Origin of the sequence: Sphingobium sp. CECT 9361, from assembly GCF_918741285.1 — a bacterium.
Classification (GTDB): Bacteria; Pseudomonadota; Alphaproteobacteria; order Sphingomonadales; family Sphingomonadaceae; genus Sphingobium.
The window spans coordinates 1-17,579 of the sequence record NZ_CAKKNC010000045.1 but is presented as its reverse complement, the minus strand read 5'-3'; the positions used below and the strand labels follow the sequence as shown (position 1 = coordinate 17,579).

Genomic DNA, 17,579 nt, shown 5'->3' with positions numbered 1-17,579 from the left:
CATAACGCCGCTCCCTTATCGGAGCGGAACGTCGTTCCTCGCATGGGCGATCGTCAACAACAACCAGCCCGTTCCCGACGTGTTCTCCAAGATGACCAAAATCGCAGCTTCGGGCCGACTGGGCCGATACGGGTTGCAGCTCTGGCCGATCTTGCAGGACATGCACCAGTTGCGCGCCCTCTATGGCGAGCGCGCGGGCACCTTCATGTCGAATGCCGGGGTGTTTCAGGCGTTCGGGGTGAACGATCTCGCCACCGCCGAATTGCTGTCGAAGACGCTGGGGCAGGAAACCCTTGAATATCAGACGGCAGGCTATTCCCAGGGCAGCAGGATCGGCGGGGCAAAGCTCACGGAATCGGCCAGCACCCATATCAGCGCCCGAAACCTCATGAACCCCGACGAAATCATGCGGATGCCGCCCACCGACCAACTGTTGATGCTCCAGGGGCAGGCCCCATTGATCGTGGAGAAAATCCGATATTACGATCAGCGCGAGTTTGCCGGGCTGGCCGATCCCGGCTGAGCGGCCACAGGGCGCGCTATCGTCGCCGATGGCGAACGGAATGGGAAAGGGCGGCAACCGCACCTCCTGACCGCCCTGGACCTCTCCACAGGCGCTTAGGACGCGATTGGGCGCTGAACTCGCCCCACTTTTCCCTCGGAAGCCCAGCGACCGTAGGTCGCCCTGTGACGGCATCGCCGTCACGCATCAAACAGCGCATTGGCCGGTAGGCCAATTCTGCTTCTGCTTGTCTCATCTGCCTATGCGGTAATGCGCTTCGTTTTCCAAAATTCTCTTGTGTTATATTGTGTTAGAATCTGTGTTACGCCAAAAAAAAGTGCCGATTTTCTCTTTTAGATTAGTAGGTTATAAAACCTTCTCATGGGTGATAACACGAAAATCCATGGGTAAAAGCACGAAAGATTATGGGTGATAACACGAAAGAAAAATATGAGCTTATCCACAGCCCATGGGCGAAAACACGATGCTTGCTCATGGGTGAAAGCACGAAGGCTATTGGTCCATGGGTGAAAACACGTTAGGCCTCGGCTATGGGTGATAACACGAATCCAGATGATCGCTCCCCTCTGCTGCCGGATCGTTATCCCCAGCAGGACTTTTTCGTATGCGACGTTTTCGATGCGGCTCCCAAAGGGGACATGGCCTCGATGGAGCATCCCCTCTTCAGCATCTCTACCAAGCCTGATCTGACCGCACGGGAATATCGCAACGGCTCCACCTTCGTTCGCGTGTCCCCCGGCGAGCTGGGGCTGGCGACAGTTCACGACCGGGATGTGCTGATCTATTGCATCAGCCAGCTCATGGCGGCGCTAAACTCCGGACAGCCAGTCAACCAAGTCGTGCGCTTCAAGGCCTATGACCTATTGGTGGCGACCAATCGGGGAACCGATGGCCGGGGCTATGAGCAGCTACGCAGCGCCTTCAAACGCCTTCAGGGAACGCAGATTGAAACCAATATCCTGACTGGTGGGACTGAGGCGCTGGATATTTTCAGCCTGATCGATCGCGTAAGGATCATGCGCGAAACGCGAGAAGGCCGGATGCAGGAGGTCGAGGTACGGTTATCGGATTGGGTGTTCAACGCGATCCGTTCCAATGAAGTGCTGACTCTGAACCGCCAATATTTCCGGCTACGGAAGCCGCTGGAAAGGCGGCTCTACGAGATTGCCCGCAAGCATTGCGGGTGGCCGGGAAAAGCTGTCAAATTCGGTCTGGATACGCTGCAACGCAAATGCGGGTCCAAATCGACCGACTTTGAGTTTCGGCGTCTCATCAAGACAATTGTGGACCAGGACGATGCCCATGGTCATTTTCCGGACTATGCGCTGAGCTTTGACAACACCCGCGATCAAGTGACTTTCACGCCCCGCGCGGGAAAGGCCCTGCCCCAAGAAACGCTGTTCCCTATGATCTCCAACCAGGCCCTGGAAAAGGCCCGCACGGTCGCGCCAGGATATGATGTTTACGCGCTCAAGGGGGACTATCTCGCCTTCTGGGATGACAAGGGGCAGCAACCCCTCAAGAATGCGGATGCTGCCTTTCTAGGCTGGTGTAAAAAGCGACACGAACGTAATCCATTGCGCTAGCGGTGCCAGCATGAGGGTCGCGGATGCGTTTTGTCATGACCCGAATTTAGCTCGCGCATCATACTTCGCCACAAGGTCGCTGATTGCCTCCCCCAATAAGTCTTGTTGTTTGCGGCGGGTCTTTGCAGCCAATACGCGGAAGGCTTCAGCGGTCGGATCATCCTGATCAAAATAGCCGCCTAAGTGATACTTCCCTGCGTTACTGTTAGGTCGCTTAGCCTCTGCCCGTACAACATCTGCCACAGGCTGTGGGATAGCGTTTTCGTTAGCCTCGGCCTGCGGCCGCTCGATAGCGGCGGATAATAGGGATTTTCTAGCCATGTGCAGCCTTACCTTTCGTCTTCACATGTGAAGGTTTGATAATTTGCAAATGTTCAAATATGAAGTCTCGCAAAGCTGCAATCTCTAATGCGGCCTTCCCTTCCGGCTCATGCTCAATAACGCCTAGGCCATACGGCCACGCAGCCCGAAAGCTACTACGCTCACGGATTACCGCGCGGGCAACCTGTAGGCCGGTTGCCTCGGCCAACGTGCGAGCATCGTCTAACAAGGCGGTGGCGGTTGGCGGTGCGCCATTCAGGACGACGAAGGCCTGCTTGCCGGTCGCTGTGATAAGCTGCGCGGTGCGTTTGATTGCCTCTAGGTCGATCAGGGAAGGTCGGCATGGTATCAAAACCATATCCGAACGCTGCACGGCCTCGGCTGCTTCTGCGCCTGCCGCAGGCGGTGTGTCGATGATCGCCAGCGCAAAACCTTCGGCTTCAGCTGCATTGATCCATGGGGACAATCTACGGGCGCTTAATGGTTCGACGTGGGGCAGTTCAGCTGTTCGCCTCTCGCTCCACGCGGTTGCGCTTTCCTGCGGATCGAGGTCGATCAGAGCAGTTTTGATCCCTCCGGCCTGGGCGGCAACAGCCAGATTAACGGCTAGGGTTGTTTTTCCTGCACCGCCTTTCTGCGCTGCAATCGTGATAATTTTCATGTTTGCAAACTTTCAGCGATGAATTCTTGACAGTTTGCCGATTTGAAGCGGTGCGTCAACATTTAGGAAAGCGGGCGGCTACGCGATGCCGAATGCATCGCGGATTGCCGCGACAAAAATGTCAGCCTGTCCGACTGCCCATGCGGCATCCTCGTCACTGACGGGATCACCTGTGTAATCGGCGAGGAGGCGCAGGCGCTCGACCTTGTTGAGCGAGCTACCCAGTTCAGACGCGACGTGTCCGCCAAGGACAAGGTGCTGGCCGAAGGCCGCAATCAATCCTCTATGGGTTTTGGTGGCGGAAGCGGTTTCCGCGACGTTGGCGGAACGGAGCGCTGCATGAGCGGCGTCGAACATGGCATAATAGGCACGGTTGCAAGCGCCGTCGGCATCGCCACTGGCAAGCAGTTGATGCGCGCTCGTTACAGCTTGAGCGGCCTTCCGCATATAGGATTCCGGTGTGACGGGCTTGCTCACAGCGGCACCCCTTCACGCTGGATCGTTCGGATCAGGGCCGGATTGCTGAATTGTTCGGGGTGTTCCATTTCGTCGCCCCACAACGGCAGGGCTTCAACGAGGATTCCGGTTTCCAACATTACGTCGAACGCGATGCCCGCCATATCGATTGCCGTGGTTGACCGTTTGCCGTGTTCGCCTTTCAGCACCACGGCAATATCAGCGTCACTTGTCGCGTTGTGTGTGCGGCGGGCGCGACTTCCGAACAGGATGGCGCGATCAACGGGGTAGCGGCCTGATATGCGGCTCATGAACACCCGCGCGGCGTGTTCAGTGTCCGCATCCAATGGCGGTTGGGCCTTTTTGGGTATGAGCTTGTCCCCAAGGCGGGAGATGGTGCTTTGGCTGACGTTGAACCGGCGCGCGAGATCAGCTTGCGTTGCAGTGCCATCGGCCAGCGCGCGCAAGGCTTCGGTGCGTTGATGGGCAGTGAGCATCGGCGGGCGTCCCATATGCTGTCCGCGCGCGACGGCGCGGGCGCGTCCCTCCCCTGTCCGTGTGACGATCAGCTCGCGCTCAAACTCGGCCAGGCCACCCAGAACCGTCAGCATCAAACGGCCATGTGCGGTTGTGGTATCGGCCCACGGATCACCGAGCGAACGGAACAACGCCCCTGCCCTGGCCACCGTGTCGAGAATGTTGAGCAGATCGCGTGTTGAGCGCGCCAGACGGTCGAGGCGGGTAACGATCAGGGTATCTCCTGCCTCCAGCACTTTGAGGGCCTTCGCCAGCTCCTTGCGGTCGCTCTTTATGCCACTCGCGGTTTCATGGAACACCTTCGCGGCCCCGGAGGCAACAAGTGCCGCGCGCTGTGCATCGAGGGTCTGGCCGTCTGTTGAGACGCGGGCATAGCCATAAATGGTCATGCCGAAACCATAACCGAAACGCCCAGCTTTATGCAAATATCTTTCGCATAAAGGAGAGCCGCAGATTCAGGTGGTTCTCTGGCTTATGCAAAAGTTGTGATTTTCGGTTCAGTGCGCGAAGGTTAACACATTCGTTACGGGTTGAGCGGGCAATCCAAACTATAATCCCTTGACAGTTTCGATAGCCTAATCATATTAGAACATGTCTGGACCGAGCGGCGCTAAACCTCTCGATCACACAAAGCCTCCGCTTAATCGCGGAGGCTTTGTCGTTTCAGAGAACTTCTTCTTCTACTTTTGGCTTACTTGGCGACTGCCGCTTAAATGCAGCAGGGTGCTCCTTGGCTGCTTTCATCACCGCGCCAACAAGTCCAGTTAATTTAAATTGATTACTCGTTCTTCCTTGGTTTGTGCTATATCGACTAATCCTTTCGATATATTCTTTCTTTTCAAGAGAAGTTATTGCGCGCTGAACCTGCCTCGGGCTCAGTCCAGATCGGGTAGCTATTGTTGCCTTGCTAGGAAAAGGCAGCCTATCCTTTGACCACCAAGCAGACAATATTTGTAGCATTACTATCATTTCTGTAGGGGATAACGATTTTTCCTCTTCGACAAATTGGTTCAACGCAAGAAAATGGTTGGGCAAAACCGTAAAACCTGCCGCAATAGCCTCTAATCCCCATTTTTCTTGGCTGCTTAGTACACCATCCATGTCTCTATCTCGCACCGTTTATGGCTAGACCTATAGCCATTTATGTCTCCTACCCTAGAGACATAAATGGCTCCATATAAATAGCAAGCAGTTAAGAAGGACGAAGAGGATTAATACGCCATGGAAACATACCAAAGCAAATCCATTGGTTTTTCGGAATGAGGTCCACGAAAATTGGTGCGTTTTGGTTTGCTCATCGTGTCTTGACGCGATTGGCGCATTGTCGCATGTAAGGCAGTGAAGGAGTGCCGCTCGGTCCAGACAACCTGGCGCTCCTTCAAGTTGAAACTTGAATGGAGTTTAATAAACATGACACCTACCCCTCGACTCACGGTCGCCGACGCGGCCGTGGTGAAAGCCATGCTTTCGCGTGGCGATCGCCAAAGTGACATCGCTGCCTTCTTTAAGGTAAATGCGGGTCGTATCTCCGAAATCAATACGGGCAAGAGGTTCACGGCCATCAAGCCTGCAAACCAAAATGTGCCGCCTCCTGGCCCTTACTCGGTCAACTGAGATGACCGAACGGACATCGAAGAGCGTTGCATCAAAAGCGGCAAGGCTTCTGCGGAGCAAGACCAGCTCCAAAGCTGTTAAGTCGGTTGCGGCATCAGCCTTAACTCAGGCCGCAAATCGGCCCAAGCGTAAGCGCTAAACGGGGGAGGACGGCTTAGCCGTCCTCTACTTCGGCCTGCGATATTCTATCGCAGGCCGATCCCAGCCAGGAACAGCATATGAACTTTACCCATTATAACTTGGGCCACCTTGAACGCGGCAGCGTCGTCGAGATCACGCTTCAGGGTAGCGCTGCCAATGTACGGCTAATGGATTCTTCTAACTTCAACAGTTACAAAGCTGGACGACAGCATCGCTATCATGGCGGCTTGGCTAAGCAGTCTCCAGTGCGCCTTACAGTGCCTAATTCAGGCACATGGCATGCAACCGTCGATATGCAGGGTCTTCGTGGTACGGTCCGTTCGGGTATTCGCATAATTCCCGGTGCTGCTTTAAGGCCGCTACCAACCATTAACGAGGCACCCCTTCGTAGCATCCCTTCACTGGTTCGAGACGCTGACAAAGATTTAGCGCCCACCGTTGAAGCTCCAGATGGTCGAACCTTCGATGTTTTTATTTCCCATGCATCGGAAGATAAAGACGAGGTCGTTCGCCCGCTTGCCAATGCCCTGCGTAGTGGTGGTTTAAGCGTATGGTACGACGAGTTCGAGCTTCGCATTGGCGATAGCCTAAGGCGAAAAATCGATCGTGGTTTAGCCAGCAGCCGTTTCGGCGTTGTTGTGCTTTCTCAATCTTTCTTCGGCCGAGGATGGCCAGAATATGAGTTAGATGGCTTGGTAACGCGCGCAGTTTCTGGAGACCAGATTTTGCTGCCAGTGTGGCATAATGTCAGCAAAAAGGAGGTGATTGGTTATTCACCGTCCCTCGCTGACAGATTGGCTCGGAGCACGACAACTCATACAGTTGAAGAAATTGCCACTGAGATCGTTGATGTCATTAATAATCCAACGACAGCCTGAATTGCTACACAGAGAGGCTAGTGCGGGACAAGTGAACGAACGGCCGAAAAATCCAAGCTTGCCAAAGTGTATCGAATTTGATACATCACTGCCGTGAAACAGATTTCGTTCCTGGGTGACAGCCTCGCTCGGCTTCGTGATTTTCCTGATGATGCCCGCTCCGAAGCGGGCCATCAGCTGGGCGAGGTTCAGATCGGCAACGACCCCGACGACTGGAAGCCGATGAAAACCATCGGGCCTGGCGTGCGCGAAATCAGGATCAGAGAACAATCCGGGGCTTTCCGGGTGATCTATCTGGCGACGTTACCGGAGGCAGTGCTTGTCCTCCACGCCTTCCAGAAGAAAACCCAGGCGACCCCGCAAAAGGACATTGAACTGGCCGCGAACCGTTTACGGGCATGGAGGAAGGAATAGGCGATGGAAGTTCAGACTTTCGATAGCGTCTTTGACGCACTGGCCGACACCCCGGCAGAGGCCGCGAACATGAAGGCGCGTTCCGAACTGCTGTCGGCCTTGAAAAGCCGTATTCGCACCTGGGACATGCCGCAGGAAGCAGCGGCGGCTCGGCTCGGCATCACGCGCCCTAGGCTCAACGATCTGCTGCGCGGGAAACTCGGCAAATTCTCCCTCGATGCGCTGGTGAACCTCGCCACGGCATCCGGCCTGACATTGGAAATCAGGATCGCGGAGGCAGCATAATCAGGCTGGGCGCTACCGATCCCGGCCTGGCTGACGCGCAACCCTGACGCGACCGCCGAACATTTCTTCATGGATCGGCTCGATCACGGCATGGGTCGCGCCATCTTCGCGGCGCTTGGCCTTCGCCATGTCGAACTGCCGCCCCTGGTCGAGCTGATCTGCGATCCAGCCCCGCGCCCGCATCGCTTCCTGATCTGCCAGGACGGGATTGTCCCGGTGGAGGTTCTGAGCAATCACCTGAGCGACGACATAATGGGTATAGGGGGTTGAGTAGCAACGGAACAGAAAACCTACATAAGAGCCTGTCAGCGGTAGCGGGCCAGGTCCTTGATCGTTCTCCTATGGCATTTGAGGTGATGCTTCATCAGCCTGATATCGTGGAGGTAGTCCTGTTCGGGCTGAAACTCATAATCGGCATCGATGTGAACGGGATTCCGGGCGACACACTCAAAGAGATTGATGCCATCATAAGTGCCGATTACCTGGTCCAGACTTTTGGCCAGATGATGCAACGGCGAGCCCGGTTTGTTTGCGTCCCGCATCTGATGGAGACGCAGGTGGATGTGGCTTAGCAGATCCGTCCGCATGTAGTTGTTCAAGAGCAGAAGCGAGTGACCCGGTGCCTTGGGAACGTCGAAACCTGCTTTATCTTCCGGATAGAGGTCGGCCATATCCGAATGCCCTTTATCTTTCGTCATTGCGTTCGGTGCCCTCATGCAAGGGGTATCGCAAAATCTGCATGCTCATCTATGCATCAAACCCGGGTTTGATGCGACCCGCTTTGACGATCGCGGGCGAGCCTCCGAATGACCCCAGATCTCACATCTAACCGTCCAGAAACCTGTGGCCGACAAACCCATCCCCCTGCCGTTTTCTAGCGCTCCGGCTATCGGCAATGCTCGATATGCCGCTTATGTAGGTTTTCTGTTCCGTTGCTACTCAACCCCCGAGAACTACGATCATCTTTGGTCATACCTTCATGAAATGAAGCTATTGAAGTCAAGTTCAAAGCACTTAGATCGCAAGTCGGCTATCGCCATTGAAGTTGGGGAGCGGGCCAAGCTTCTTTCGCGTTCTTTAAACATCACTTCCTATCGAACGATGAAGAAGATGGCAGGGAATGATACGGTCGTTGCAGGTAAGGTTCTTCTTGCAGCCCAGCGCCGATCAGATAAGTTGTATAAGTTCTTCATTGAGGGACGCGCTGCTATTGCGGGCGAAGAAATATAGCTAGCCCCCGCGTCTATCGATCATTGTGATATGATGATGGGTCAATTTTTAGCTACGACAGTGTCGTAAAGGCCATATTGGGTCAGACCTTGGTGGCTATCGATCCCGGTATAGCGCAGTGAGGCTTCTTCATAACGGCGAAACGCAAAAACCGCTGCATTCATCCGCTCGGTGTTGAACACATTTAATCGAACAAGCAGATGAAAGTCCTCGATGGTTAGGCCGGTTACAGTCATAAACAGCTCCGGCTCAAGCTTCCGGATAATGTCTTGTAGATTATTTTCACGGTAATCGGTAAGATACATAAAAGCTGGAATACGTGTCGCGAATTTTATCAGTTTTTTCTGAACCTCCTTGCGGAGCGACTTATATTCGCGTTCCTCGTCGCTCAGCTCCTTCTTTTCCTTTTCCGTTTGCTCGCCATCCTTAGCCTTGTTTTTTAGGTCTTTGACCGTCTCGGCCTTGTTGATGATTGTCTCGATCACATTGTCGCCCAGCTCGCGCCAACCTTCAATCCGCCCCACTGCCGCCATCGCCTCTTCGTTCGAAAGCACCCGGCGCAGCGTGTCGTTATCAACATTCACCAGCATGGCTGATTCCCACTTGCGCGCGAGCAGCGTGCCGGTGGTGCCGGACATTGCGTAATCCAAGATTTCGCCTGCATCCAACTGCTTCAAGATCGCCCCGTCATGCGCGAGGACTGGAAGGAAGGACACCAGATCACGCACTGCGTTCTCAGGGTTCGGTTCGCTGGGCGACAGGCCGATGCCATAGTCTGAAAGCTGACGCAGCGCGCGCGTTGGTGCGAAATCAAAGACGAAACAGACGGGTTTGAGGACATCCTCGCGGTTCGGATCGTCGCCATCGGGATTCTTGATCGACCAAGGGGACTGCACTCGGAAGGCTGCCTGAAAATAGGTTTCAGGCGATTTCAGGTTCCGCAGCATGAGGATGGAAGACCATTGCGGGACGGTGACCCCGGTGGCGAGCTTGCCGCAAGAAAGCGTAATCGACTTACTCTCAAAGCCGCTGCCAATAGCGTCTTTAACTGGCTTCAATGCCGCCAACCCCATGCCCGCTCCGCCACCAGCGGCCATGATGACTTTGTATTCATGCCAAAAGACATTCTGCTTTTCTTCGAGCAGGTTTGCCATCGCCTGACACGACGCGACATTGGGAAGAAACCAGAAGGCATGTTGGAGATAGGGCAACAGCCGCGCATTTTCGTAGGGGAATGGCGCTTTCGTGCCTGTTTTCAGATTCTCGACAGTCTGCGGATTATAAGACCCCCGAATGATGTTCAGCCACTTTTGCACGTCATCCTTGTGCTTGAACGTCGCGAGCACGCCGGTCCCATTGGCGGAAAAAAATTCGTTCAGGTCGAATTCGTCAAACTCACCAGCGCTTGCGATGGCTGTCAGCTCTTCAGGCATCTGGTAAGTGAACAGGCTGAGCATAGGCAGCGCGCCATAAGGATTGCGCTCACCCGGATGCGCGGCAGCAAACTCGGCTTTGGCGCGTTGTTCATCGGTATAGGTCCAGTTGAAAATCTGCTCTTCGATAAACTCGCCCGTGGCCAGCGCCTTGAACGGTGTGCCGGAGAGGTAGAGATAAGCCCGCGCCTTGATCGGCAGGAATTCGGACTCTGACTCCAGCGGCTGTTGCAAATCGGCGGCCTTGGTATTGAGACGCTCGATCTCCTTATCGGTTCTGGCCGATAGCAGCGCCTCTTCGCGGGCAATGGCATCTTCTTCACCCTCGAAAAGCTCCTTGGCGCTGTCCCGCCACGCACCGAAATGGTATTCGTCGAAAACCACCAAATCCCAGTTCAGCGAGTGAATCCACTCGTTCTTGAGCTTGATGTTGCCCAAAGCATCGCGCCCGAGAAGGTCTTGGAATGAGCCGAAATATACCAGCGGCTTGTCGCCATCATATTCAACCGAACCGCTCCCTGCATTCTGGGAACGATACTGCCATTCATCGAAATCGACATGGCTCTCCAGGTCGGATTGCCAAGCATCCTCGACGGCTGGCTTGAATGTAACCACCAACACCCGCTTTGCGCCCATTTTCTTGGCAAGCTGGTAGCTGGTAAAGGTTTTGCCAAAACGCATCTTTGCGTTCCACAGGAAACGCGGTGCGGCCTTGGGATTGTCGTTCCAGATTGAGTTGAAATAGGCGCTGGTTTTCTCGACGGCATCGGCCTGCTCGGCGCGCATGGGAAAGTCTTCGTGATGCGTGCCGGATAGCCGCAGCCCCTTTTGCAACTCGGCAATTGCTGTTTTTACATCATCGGGCGAACACCGCATCCATTCCCGCGATGCGCCGATGACGACATTCTCGAACTTCTTGTCGATGAGCCGCTGGCGCACATCATTGTCGCGAAACAAGGTGCCATCGTCACGTTCGGCCAGAGCGTCAAGATGAAGCGTGTAGGCCTGCTGCATCTGCCCCTGAGACTGACGAATCCGGTCGTTGACGTCCGCCCGCGTCGTCTGACCAACTTTGATTAACCCAGTATAGGCAGCGGGCGCATCATTGGGTGTCCAAGCATAAATTCGTAAGCGGGCCTCGGGCTTGGGAGCAAGGATCTCGTCAATCGACCTACGCATCGAAAAGATCACCGCCCATCGGGCGTATCATACTGTCAATGAAGGTTATTTCATCTTCAGTGATGCCATATTTCGCATAGAGCAGTTCGTCGGTCCAACCTTGGCTCCAATCCTGTTGTGGAACCCAACGATAGACGCCCTTCATGGCATCCTGACTGACTTTTCGTAGAGACACGAGAAACCTGACAAAGGACGTCTGTAAATATCTGGAAACAATCTTCGCTTGCACCTCTGATTTCAATGGACCGGCAACAATCCATGTCTGCGTGCAAACAGAATTTGGCTCAGCAACGGTAGATTTGCCCAAAACCGCGTCTGGTAAGATGTGCCCGCCGCTATTTCCAGGACCAGCTTTTGGTGCAAGAACTTTCCAAGAGTCGATGAGATGCGTATTTTTTCGGATGATTGACCGGGGTATTGCGCCGCTACGCCGTCCAGCATTGGAGCTAGCATAGATTTTGACTTCGCCATCACCGGGATCACCAAGCCGAAAGGCCTTGAAGTTCGTGGCTAGGCCGAATGGAGTGTCACCAGATAGCAAATCTTCAAAGCTCGGTTCGCTCTTCTCAAGAACCTTCTTGAGAATTTCGGCGGCTCGCACATCTCTGATGAAAACGTCGTGTTCGTCGAGTTTGCGGTTGGTCGGGCCAATCACGTCCTGATTTCGAACGAGTGTGACGGCGCAATCGCCGTCATGTTCATGATCCCAGAGAAAGTAGCAAACGCCACTTTTGAGGTCTACGCCGGGAAACACCTGCGCCGAATTGGGGTAGTCAACGAGCGTCCTCAGACGTCGATCTTTGAGCGTAGCCTTGCGAAAATCATCCATTCCGCGTCCGCCTGCCATCCAGCGGGACGGAATAACCATGCTGACATAATGCGGCTCCAGCTGCATCGCCTGCTCAACAAACAAATGGTAAATTGAGGAATCGTTCGTCCCTCCTCCGCCACCGGTCATCTGATAGGGAGGGTTACCGATAATTACGTCAAACTGCATGTTGCCTCCGAAAAGCTCGGCAACGCGGGCTTTGATGTCGTTGGTGTGTATGAAAGCATAGGCGTGGTTTTCCAACGCGGATTCACGGTCAAAAATGGCGCGTGGAGCTCCGCAGAACTCGCACTTTCCATCCTTGCCCTCGGCAAATTTTTTGACGGTATTGCCTTTATCATCCGTAACGTTGGTCCATTTGCTGCTGCCGATCCAAGAATGTTCGGTGCGCTGAAACCAGATATTCCCATCATCGTTGCCGAAAGAACTCGCGATGGAATATTCACCTGTCGCGTGCTTGGAGCAATAGAGGCTGCGGCGGGCCAATAGGCTGGTGAGCCGCGTAATGCCGATGCCAAAAATTTGCTGAGTAAGAATATGATCTACGCGCGCTTGAAGATCGGGAATTTCCGTTTCAAGCCCTGCGATCAGACGCTTTGCAATCTCGCGCAGGAACACACCCGATTTTGTGAACGGGTCCAGAAACCTAACCGAACTACTTGCCCAAATGTCCGCACCGCCATTGCTCTCCGCCCAAGCCTGCGCCAGCGTGTCCAGCATCCGGTTGGCAAATTCGGGCGGGGTGAAAACCTCGTCGTTCGACAGATTGGCAATGCAAGTCAGCACATCGGGATTGCGCCCACGCAGGGCAAAGCTGACCGGTTCGATCATACTGCAGCCCCCAAGTCATCAAAAGCCGCCGCTAGATCGGGCACGGTCATCGGCGGATAGGTCTTGGCCGGGGTGAAAATCTCATGCTTGCCCAGTCCGGCGAACAACGAGTCCTCGGCGGTGAAACTGGCCATGCCGGTCAACACATCAAGCCGGAAATCGCGGCGCTGGAACTTGGCCTTGCCCAGATAGCCCCATTCCACAACGGTGATCGGCTTGCCGTCAATCCCACGCATCGTCATCGCGTCCCCATGCACAAGGTTGAGCGAAAGCACATGGCTGGCAGCGCGATAAAGGTCGTCGGCCTCATCCAAACCCAGATAATCCGCAAAAACGTCCAGCATGTTGGCGCGGCATTCCGCAATATTATCTTCCAGCAACTCGACCCCATAAGCGCACATCAAACCATACAGCGCGTAATGGCGCTTCTCGAAATCAGACTTGCCGAATTTCAATTCTACAGCGGCCAATTTGCGTTGAAGGATCGGCACAAGGAAATTGCCGCTGCCACAAGCAGGCTCAAGAAACCGCGCGTCTATGCGCTCTGCTTCCCCTTTTACAAGGTCAAGCATCTGCTCAACTAACCAAGGCGGCGTAAACACCTCTCCATGATCGGCGACGCGCTTCTTGGACTTAATAAGGTTCATTTAGTATGGGCCATTATGTTCAAAGGCCGGTGAGGCGGTCCGCTCTTCTGCATTGATATTCAGACCAATGCTGGTTGTTGATCGAGCGGTTTTCCCTTGAAAGGTGCGACCTTAATCTCCCCTTCCCGCTTGCGAGCTTGGGCAATGTCGTAGCTGTTCTGCATCCGCATGAGGGTATCCATGGACACGCCGAAAGCCTTCTCGATCCGTAGGGCCATTTCGGAAGACAGGTGCGCGCGCTCGTTGAGCAACGTCGAAAGCGTCGCGCGCGTGACGCCTAGCACCTCAGCCGCGCCCGTGACCGACAGGCCCAGCGGTTCGATGATCTCGTACTTGACGAAGCCGCCAGGATGGCCGGGGTTCTTCATCCGTATGCCAGTGATAGCGTTCATGACCACCTCCTAGTGGTAATCCTCATAATCGAGGTCGATGATCTCAATCTCGTCGTTGTCGATCCGAAACGTCATCCGCCAGTTTTTCGTGACGAACAGACTCCAAGTCCCTTTACGATCGCCGGTAAGCTGATGGGCTTTCCAGCTAGGCACGGTGCGCAGCTCATCCTCCAGCTCCATATCCTGGAGAAAGGAGACCATGCGCAGTATCTTGGGCACGACGGCGGGTTGCAGCCCGCTGGCATCATCATTCTCAATGAATCGTCGCAATCCCTTGTGGACCACGTTTCTAATCTTCATGAAATATAGCTATCAGATATGGCTGTTCGGTGTCAAGTTACGCCATACACTTTGCTGCTGAAAAGCCGTATCGAACGCCTTGTCAAAGGCGGTCCTGCCGCTCCCGGTTTGGCTGAGGCGCAACCCTGACACGGCCACCGAACATCTCTTCATGGATCGGCTCGATCACAGCATGGGCCGCGCCATCCTCGCGACGCTTGGTCTTAGCCATGTCGAACTGTCGCCCCTGGTCGAGCTGATCCGCGATCCAGCCCCGCGCCCGCACCGCTTCCTGTTCTGCCAGGATGGGCTTGTCCCGGTGGAGGTTCTTGGCGATCACCTGAGCGACGATATAATGAGTATAGGCCGCATAGAGCGCCGGATCGCGCGTGGCTTCCTCTGCCGTTGCTCCCCTGAACCGATCCCCCAGCGTCGGAACGCGATCGGCACCGCCTGCCACTGCCGCGCTGACACTGCCAGCGACGAACTGAGCCAGCGTCTCGCCCATGGCGTCCACCTTGGCCTGCATCGCCTCGACCTGGCCCGCCAGATTCTCCACCGCCGCCAGCACCGCCCGTTGGGTCGCCAGCAGCGCCATCACCGGATCGTCGCTGTCATCATCCATGATGTGCGTCAGCCTTAACGGTGCAACGCTTGTTCCAGCGCCTGACGAATGAACCGCTGATACGGCATCCCCTTGCGGGCGGCTGTCGCCTTGACCTGTTCCAGCAATTCGGCGGGCATACGCATATTGACCCGCGCGTCCTTGCTGCCGAACTCAAACCGCGTGGGTGTGAGCGCCGAAAGATCATAGCCGGTAAGATCGGCCGAACCCACAAAGTCCTCGGCTTCCTCATCGCTGGAAATCAGCGGAAGGGGTTTATCCTTGCTCATAGTGCTGCACCTCCTTGGCGTGCATGTAACGGGCGCTGATCGGACGAATGTATCTGGCCCCGTTCCGATCGCGCCAGGTGAAGGCCAGAAACACATGTCGGCCGCTGCTGGCGCGGCCGATCGCCAGAAAGCGCGTCTCCACCGTCGAATGCGCGGCATCTGGCCCTATGGATGGCGTCCCGGCGAACACGCTTTCAATTTCCGCCAGCGTGACGCCATGCTTCTGGCATTTGGCCTGGTTGCCTTCATCCCAATCGAAGCCAGCGACATTTTTGCTATCCATGATGAAGAATGGCGTTTGTATGTACGTTTGTCAATCCTGACAGCATTACCGTTCGCGGCCCCTGTCCCGTTCCTTGCTGCGATCCCGTTCAAGATCGCGCTCGGCCTGGTCATGATCCGACCCGCCGCCCTTGCTCCCCATGCGCGAGGCAATGCGCGCGGCGGCGCTCCCCGGCTCCGGGGCGTCCTTATCCCGCTCCACTCGCTGCGCCGTTGCCTCTGCGATCCGCTCGGCCGCGCCGCGATCGTCGGCCTGGTCCTGACTGCCCCACGCCGCGCTGAGACGATCACGAAGCCCCTGCGCCATATCCTTGGCCTTGTCGCCGATGCCCCGCATCGTTTCCGCGATTCTGGCGCTCAGTTCGCGAAGCTGCTGCGTCAGCTCGCGCCGCTCGCGGTTGCGCGCCTGCACCCCGCGCTGTTCGTCGCCGCGCTCGGTGAGCCTGCCCTTGCGCTCCATCGCCACCGCCGACAACGGCACCTTGCCCAGCGGTTCGCGGCCTAGATCGTCTTGGCCCTCCGCGTCGCCACGATCGCGCGCCGCCTCGCGCTGATCCTTCAACGACCGATGGTCGATGCGCTCATCGCACCCCGCCCGTTCCAGCGCCTGGTTGGCATGGTCCGCCCAGGAGGCACGCCACCCCTCAAGCCGCTCGGCCGCATTCCAGTCCCGGTTCTTCTTCCCAAACCCCTCGCCGGTCAGGTCGCGCATGGTCAGCATGACATGTGCGTGCGGCTGTTCCTGCCCGTCCGCCGAATGGCCCCGGTGCAGCGACACGTCCGCAATCATGCCCTGGGACACGAACTGCTCACGCACATAGCTATCGACCAGGGCGCGCCGCCCCTCCGCGTCCAGTTCACGCGGAAGCGAGATTTCCACCTCGCGGGCAAGCTGCGCGTCCTTGCGCCGCTCCGCCGCCTCGACGCCGTTCCAGAGCTGAGCGCGATCGAGCATCCAGTCGGGCGTGCGCTCCGGGGCGATGATCTCGCGATGCTCGATGTCGGATTTGCGCGTGTAGTCGTGGCATTTGCCCAGGCGCTCGTCGGTCAGCCGCTCGCCCGACCGATAGGCGGCAGCGGCCACCGCGCTGCGCCCGGTGGCCCGCGAGATGACTTTGACCGAACAATGGTAGATCGCCACGACGCCGCGCCCTTCTGCCTTACTGCACTTAAGGGGGAGCCGTCCGGCGGGGCAACGCCCCCACTAGGACCACGCACATTGGGAACCAATGTATAAGCGTGCCCTTATCTTCATAAGGTAGCCTCATGCTGTTCGGCTTGCTATAGCGAATTGCCATAGGAGGACGGCATGGCACGGACACCGGTTGAAGAGCGCCTTGAGAAAATGCGCGAAGACGAGCGCAAGTTGCGGGAGCGGCGAAAGGCGCTTGAGGCCCGCGTCTCTACCGAACGTCGCAAGGCTGAAACCCGCGAGCGCATCATGCTTGGCGCGTTCATCCTCCACCACATAGACGAGGATACGCCCACCGGTCGCCAGCTCGCCCCCCTGCTGCAACGCGAACTGCCGATGTTCCTGACCCGTGAGCGTGACCATGCGTTAATGGCCCCTCTGCTCAACCGGCTGAAGGATGGGTTTGCCACAAAGGAGTGAACACCATGAGTGAAGATGCTGTCGTCAAAGCTATGGGAACTGCTCTGTCGGTTATCGCTGCTGGGTTGGAACGTGGCGGGGTGATGAAGGGGCAGGAACTGGCTAATCTTCTTGGTATGATCGGCACTGTTACAAGTGAGGATGGCGACCCAGAACAAGGGCTGATCCTCGGAGCCTGGTCGGCCATGATCTCAGATTCGGCAGGAAAGGCCGTGAAATACGATAACTGATCGAAGGAGGAGGAATGATGGCAGGCCCACTGGTCGGGGGCGATCGGGGGATAGGATGGGTTCGCGCGATCATCGGCGCATTTGTCGTGTGCCTGGTCGTGCAATATCTGGTCGGCAAACTGCTGCCGGAAGTTCTCGCCAGCATCATCGCCTGGGGCGCGTTCGCCCTGGTGATGGTCGCGGTCTGGCGGATCAATAGCCGGGCCGGTCGCAACGAACTGCTCGGCTCGGCCCGCTTCGGATCGCGTGACGATGTGCGCGGCCTGGAATCCGGCGACGGCGATCTGCTCATCGGTCGATCGGCCAAATCCGGCAAGCTGCTCCG

25 protein-coding genes and 1 pseudogene are annotated in these 17,579 nt (G+C 56.3%); 10 read left to right on the top strand and 16 right to left on the bottom strand.

Annotated features, from left to right (window positions below; genetic code table 11):
• On the top strand, positions 1 to 523 hold a 523-nt coding region (locus LQ220_RS24070), incomplete at its 5' end, for a type IV secretory system conjugative DNA transfer family protein (protein ID WP_230190536.1).
• Positions 524 to 1,053: 530 nt separating this feature from the next.
• Positions 1,054 to 2,109, top strand: a complete 1,056-nt coding sequence (locus LQ220_RS24065) for a replication initiator protein A (RefSeq protein ID WP_030092293.1) — start codon at positions 1,054 to 1,056, stop codon at positions 2,107 to 2,109.
• 33 nt (positions 2,110 to 2,142) lie between these two features.
• On the opposite strand, the gene LQ220_RS24060 is transcribed toward LQ220_RS24065, so the two are convergent.
• The 5 genes from LQ220_RS24060 to LQ220_RS24040 form a co-directional block, all read right to left on the bottom strand.
• A complete protein-coding gene (locus LQ220_RS24060) occupies positions 2,143 to 2,430 on the bottom strand; it encodes a ribbon-helix-helix domain-containing protein (protein WP_146001673.1) in 288 nt (95 codons plus the stop codon).
• Complete coding sequence (locus tag LQ220_RS24055; protein ID WP_099187100.1) at positions 2,423 to 3,091, bottom strand: ParA family protein; 669 nt, start codon at positions 3,089 to 3,091, stop codon at positions 2,423 to 2,425. Before LQ220_RS24055 ends, LQ220_RS24060 begins: the two co-directional genes overlap by 8 nt.
• Before the next feature lie 78 nt (positions 3,092 to 3,169).
• The gene (locus LQ220_RS24050) at positions 3,170 to 3,568 is read right to left on the bottom strand and encodes a HEPN domain-containing protein (protein WP_218042401.1); all 399 of its coding nucleotides are present in this window, start codon (positions 3,566 to 3,568) and stop codon (positions 3,170 to 3,172) included.
• Positions 3,565 to 4,473, bottom strand: a complete 909-nt coding sequence (locus LQ220_RS24045; protein WP_230190535.1) for a recombinase family protein — start codon at positions 4,471 to 4,473, stop codon at positions 3,565 to 3,567. The genes LQ220_RS24050 and LQ220_RS24045 overlap by 4 nt, the downstream gene beginning before the upstream one ends.
• A gap of 274 nt (positions 4,474 to 4,747) precedes the next feature.
• Positions 4,748 to 5,185 carry a helix-turn-helix domain-containing protein gene (locus LQ220_RS24040; RefSeq protein ID WP_230190534.1) on the bottom strand — a complete coding sequence of 146 codons (438 nt, stop codon included), beginning with the start codon at positions 5,183 to 5,185 and terminating at the stop codon, positions 4,748 to 4,750.
• 309 nt (positions 5,186 to 5,494) lie between these two features.
• Here LQ220_RS24040 and LQ220_RS24035 point away from each other — a divergent pair, with 309 nt between their 5' ends.
• The 4 genes from LQ220_RS24035 (at position 5,495) to LQ220_RS24020 (ending at position 7,416) form a co-directional block, all read left to right on the top strand.
• Positions 5,495 to 5,698, top strand: a complete 204-nt coding sequence (locus LQ220_RS24035) for a hypothetical protein (protein WP_230190533.1) — start codon at positions 5,495 to 5,497, stop codon at positions 5,696 to 5,698.
• Between the two features lie 218 nt (positions 5,699 to 5,916).
• The gene (locus tag LQ220_RS24030) at positions 5,917 to 6,717 is read left to right on the top strand and encodes a DUF1883 domain-containing protein (protein WP_230190532.1); all 801 of its coding nucleotides are present in this window, start codon (positions 5,917 to 5,919) and stop codon (positions 6,715 to 6,717) included.
• Positions 6,718 to 6,810: 93 nt separating this feature from the next.
• Positions 6,811 to 7,131 (top strand): type II toxin-antitoxin system RelE/ParE family toxin, encoded by a 321-nt coding sequence (locus tag LQ220_RS24025; RefSeq protein WP_230190531.1) that lies wholly within the window; start codon positions 6,811 to 6,813, stop codon positions 7,129 to 7,131.
• A gap of 3 nt (positions 7,132 to 7,134) precedes the next feature.
• Positions 7,135 to 7,416 (top strand): XRE family transcriptional regulator, encoded by a 282-nt coding sequence (locus LQ220_RS24020; RefSeq protein WP_103001674.1) that lies wholly within the window; start codon positions 7,135 to 7,137, stop codon positions 7,414 to 7,416.
• A 12-nt stretch (positions 7,417 to 7,428) separates the two neighbouring features.
• Here the strand turns inward: LQ220_RS24020 and LQ220_RS24015 are convergent, their stop codons facing one another.
• Both LQ220_RS24015 and LQ220_RS24010 read right to left on the bottom strand, forming a co-directional pair.
• Complete coding sequence (locus tag LQ220_RS24015; RefSeq protein ID WP_230190530.1) at positions 7,429 to 7,653, bottom strand: hypothetical protein; 225 nt, start codon at positions 7,651 to 7,653, stop codon at positions 7,429 to 7,431.
• 68 nt (positions 7,654 to 7,721) lie between these two features.
• Positions 7,722 to 8,087, bottom strand: coding sequence for a hypothetical protein (locus LQ220_RS24010; RefSeq protein ID WP_230190529.1), 366 nt, complete (start codon positions 8,085 to 8,087; stop codon positions 7,722 to 7,724).
• A 172-nt stretch (positions 8,088 to 8,259) separates the two neighbouring features.
• Here LQ220_RS24010 and LQ220_RS24005 point away from each other — a divergent pair, with 172 nt between their 5' ends.
• On the top strand, positions 8,260 to 8,646 hold the full coding sequence (locus tag LQ220_RS24005; protein ID WP_230190528.1) for a hypothetical protein: 387 nt from the start codon (positions 8,260 to 8,262) through the stop codon (positions 8,644 to 8,646).
• Positions 8,647 to 8,687: 41 nt separating this feature from the next.
• Here LQ220_RS24005 and LQ220_RS24000 read toward each other — a convergent pair whose 3' ends face one another.
• From LQ220_RS24000 to mobQ, 9 genes are all read right to left on the bottom strand, one after another.
• Positions 8,688 to 11,258, bottom strand: coding sequence for a DEAD/DEAH box helicase family protein (locus tag LQ220_RS24000; protein ID WP_230190527.1), 2,571 nt, complete (start codon positions 11,256 to 11,258; stop codon positions 8,688 to 8,690).
• The gene (locus tag LQ220_RS23995) at positions 11,251 to 12,918 is read right to left on the bottom strand and encodes an Eco57I restriction-modification methylase domain-containing protein (RefSeq protein ID WP_230190526.1); all 1,668 of its coding nucleotides are present in this window, start codon (positions 12,916 to 12,918) and stop codon (positions 11,251 to 11,253) included. Before LQ220_RS23995 ends, LQ220_RS24000 begins: the two co-directional genes overlap by 8 nt.
• Positions 12,915 to 13,565: an N-6 DNA methylase gene (locus LQ220_RS23990; RefSeq protein ID WP_230190525.1), complete on the bottom strand. Its 651-nt coding sequence runs from the start codon at positions 13,563 to 13,565 to the stop codon at positions 12,915 to 12,917. Before LQ220_RS23990 ends, LQ220_RS23995 begins: the two co-directional genes overlap by 4 nt.
• Before the next feature lie 59 nt (positions 13,566 to 13,624).
• Positions 13,625 to 13,957, bottom strand: coding sequence for a HigA family addiction module antitoxin (locus LQ220_RS23985; protein WP_230190524.1), 333 nt, complete (start codon positions 13,955 to 13,957; stop codon positions 13,625 to 13,627).
• A gap of 9 nt (positions 13,958 to 13,966) precedes the next feature.
• Positions 13,967 to 14,257, bottom strand: a complete 291-nt coding sequence (locus tag LQ220_RS23980) for a type II toxin-antitoxin system RelE/ParE family toxin (RefSeq protein ID WP_230190523.1) — start codon at positions 14,255 to 14,257, stop codon at positions 13,967 to 13,969.
• 82 nt (positions 14,258 to 14,339) lie between these two features.
• Positions 14,340 to 14,861, bottom strand: a complete 522-nt coding sequence (locus LQ220_RS23975) for a hypothetical protein (RefSeq protein ID WP_230190522.1) — start codon at positions 14,859 to 14,861, stop codon at positions 14,340 to 14,342.
• A gap of 14 nt (positions 14,862 to 14,875) precedes the next feature.
• Positions 14,876 to 15,130: a BrnA antitoxin family protein gene (locus LQ220_RS23970; protein ID WP_230190521.1), complete on the bottom strand. Its 255-nt coding sequence runs from the start codon at positions 15,128 to 15,130 to the stop codon at positions 14,876 to 14,878.
• Entirely contained in the window at positions 15,117 to 15,413 is a 297-nt protein-coding gene (locus LQ220_RS23965) for a BrnT family toxin (protein ID WP_230190520.1), read from the bottom strand. Before LQ220_RS23965 ends, LQ220_RS23970 begins: the two co-directional genes overlap by 14 nt.
• Positions 15,414 to 15,458: 45 nt before the next feature.
• Positions 15,459 to 16,553: a MobQ family relaxase gene (gene mobQ / locus LQ220_RS23960; RefSeq protein WP_230190519.1), complete on the bottom strand. Its 1,095-nt coding sequence runs from the start codon at positions 16,551 to 16,553 to the stop codon at positions 15,459 to 15,461.
• A gap of 168 nt (positions 16,554 to 16,721) precedes the next feature.
• Between mobQ and LQ220_RS23955 the strand changes: the two genes are divergently transcribed.
• The 3 genes and pseudogenes from LQ220_RS23955 to LQ220_RS23945 form a co-directional block, all read left to right on the top strand.
• Positions 16,722 to 17,024, top strand: a complete 303-nt coding sequence (locus tag LQ220_RS23955) for a hypothetical protein (RefSeq protein ID WP_230190518.1) — start codon at positions 16,722 to 16,724, stop codon at positions 17,022 to 17,024.
• A 5-nt stretch (positions 17,025 to 17,029) separates the two neighbouring features.
• Entirely contained in the window at positions 17,030 to 17,254 is a 225-nt protein-coding gene (locus LQ220_RS23950) for a hypothetical protein (RefSeq protein ID WP_230190517.1), read from the top strand.
• 14 nt (positions 17,255 to 17,268) lie between these two features.
• A pseudogene (locus tag LQ220_RS23945) lies at positions 17,269 to 17,579 on the top strand (type IV secretory system conjugative DNA transfer family protein); the annotation flags it as partial.

Excerpts from the sequence above, each read along its gene's own strand:
- LQ220_RS24065 (WP_030092293.1), top strand. The coding sequence starts at position 1,054 with ATGGGTGATAACACGAATCCAGATGATCGCTCCCCTCTGCTGCCGGAT.
- LQ220_RS24060 (WP_146001673.1), bottom strand. The coding sequence starts at position 2,430 with ATGGCTAGAAAATCCCTATTATCCGCCGCTATCGAGCGGCCGCAGGCC.
- LQ220_RS24055 (WP_099187100.1), bottom strand. The coding sequence starts at position 3,091 with ATGAAAATTATCACGATTGCAGCGCAGAAAGGCGGTGCAGGAAAAACA.
- LQ220_RS24045 (WP_230190535.1), bottom strand. The coding sequence starts at position 4,473 with ATGACCATTTATGGCTATGCCCGCGTCTCAACAGACGGCCAGACCCTC.
- LQ220_RS24040 (WP_230190534.1), bottom strand. The coding sequence starts at position 5,185 with ATGGATGGTGTACTAAGCAGCCAAGAAAAATGGGGATTAGAGGCTATT.
- LQ220_RS24035 (WP_230190533.1), top strand. The coding sequence starts at position 5,495 with ATGACACCTACCCCTCGACTCACGGTCGCCGACGCGGCCGTGGTGAAA.
- LQ220_RS24030 (WP_230190532.1), top strand. The coding sequence starts at position 5,917 with ATGAACTTTACCCATTATAACTTGGGCCACCTTGAACGCGGCAGCGTC.
- LQ220_RS24020 (WP_103001674.1), top strand. The coding sequence starts at position 7,135 with ATGGAAGTTCAGACTTTCGATAGCGTCTTTGACGCACTGGCCGACACC.
- LQ220_RS24010 (WP_230190529.1), bottom strand. The coding sequence starts at position 8,087 with ATGGCCGACCTCTATCCGGAAGATAAAGCAGGTTTCGACGTTCCCAAG.
- LQ220_RS24000 (WP_230190527.1), bottom strand. The coding sequence starts at position 11,258 with ATGCGTAGGTCGATTGACGAGATCCTTGCTCCCAAGCCCGAGGCCCGC.
- LQ220_RS23995 (WP_230190526.1), bottom strand. The coding sequence starts at position 12,918 with ATGATCGAACCGGTCAGCTTTGCCCTGCGTGGGCGCAATCCCGATGTG.
- LQ220_RS23990 (WP_230190525.1), bottom strand. The coding sequence starts at position 13,565 with ATGAACCTTATTAAGTCCAAGAAGCGCGTCGCCGATCATGGAGAGGTG.
- LQ220_RS23985 (WP_230190524.1), bottom strand. The coding sequence starts at position 13,957 with ATGAACGCTATCACTGGCATACGGATGAAGAACCCCGGCCATCCTGGC.
- LQ220_RS23980 (WP_230190523.1), bottom strand. The coding sequence starts at position 14,257 with ATGAAGATTAGAAACGTGGTCCACAAGGGATTGCGACGATTCATTGAG.
- LQ220_RS23975 (WP_230190522.1), bottom strand. The coding sequence starts at position 14,861 with ATGGATGATGACAGCGACGATCCGGTGATGGCGCTGCTGGCGACCCAA.
- LQ220_RS23970 (WP_230190521.1), bottom strand. The coding sequence starts at position 15,130 with ATGAGCAAGGATAAACCCCTTCCGCTGATTTCCAGCGATGAGGAAGCC.
- LQ220_RS23965 (WP_230190520.1), bottom strand. The coding sequence starts at position 15,413 with ATGGATAGCAAAAATGTCGCTGGCTTCGATTGGGATGAAGGCAACCAG.
- LQ220_RS23955 (WP_230190518.1), top strand. The coding sequence starts at position 16,722 with ATGGCACGGACACCGGTTGAAGAGCGCCTTGAGAAAATGCGCGAAGAC.
- LQ220_RS23950 (WP_230190517.1), top strand. The coding sequence starts at position 17,030 with ATGAGTGAAGATGCTGTCGTCAAAGCTATGGGAACTGCTCTGTCGGTT.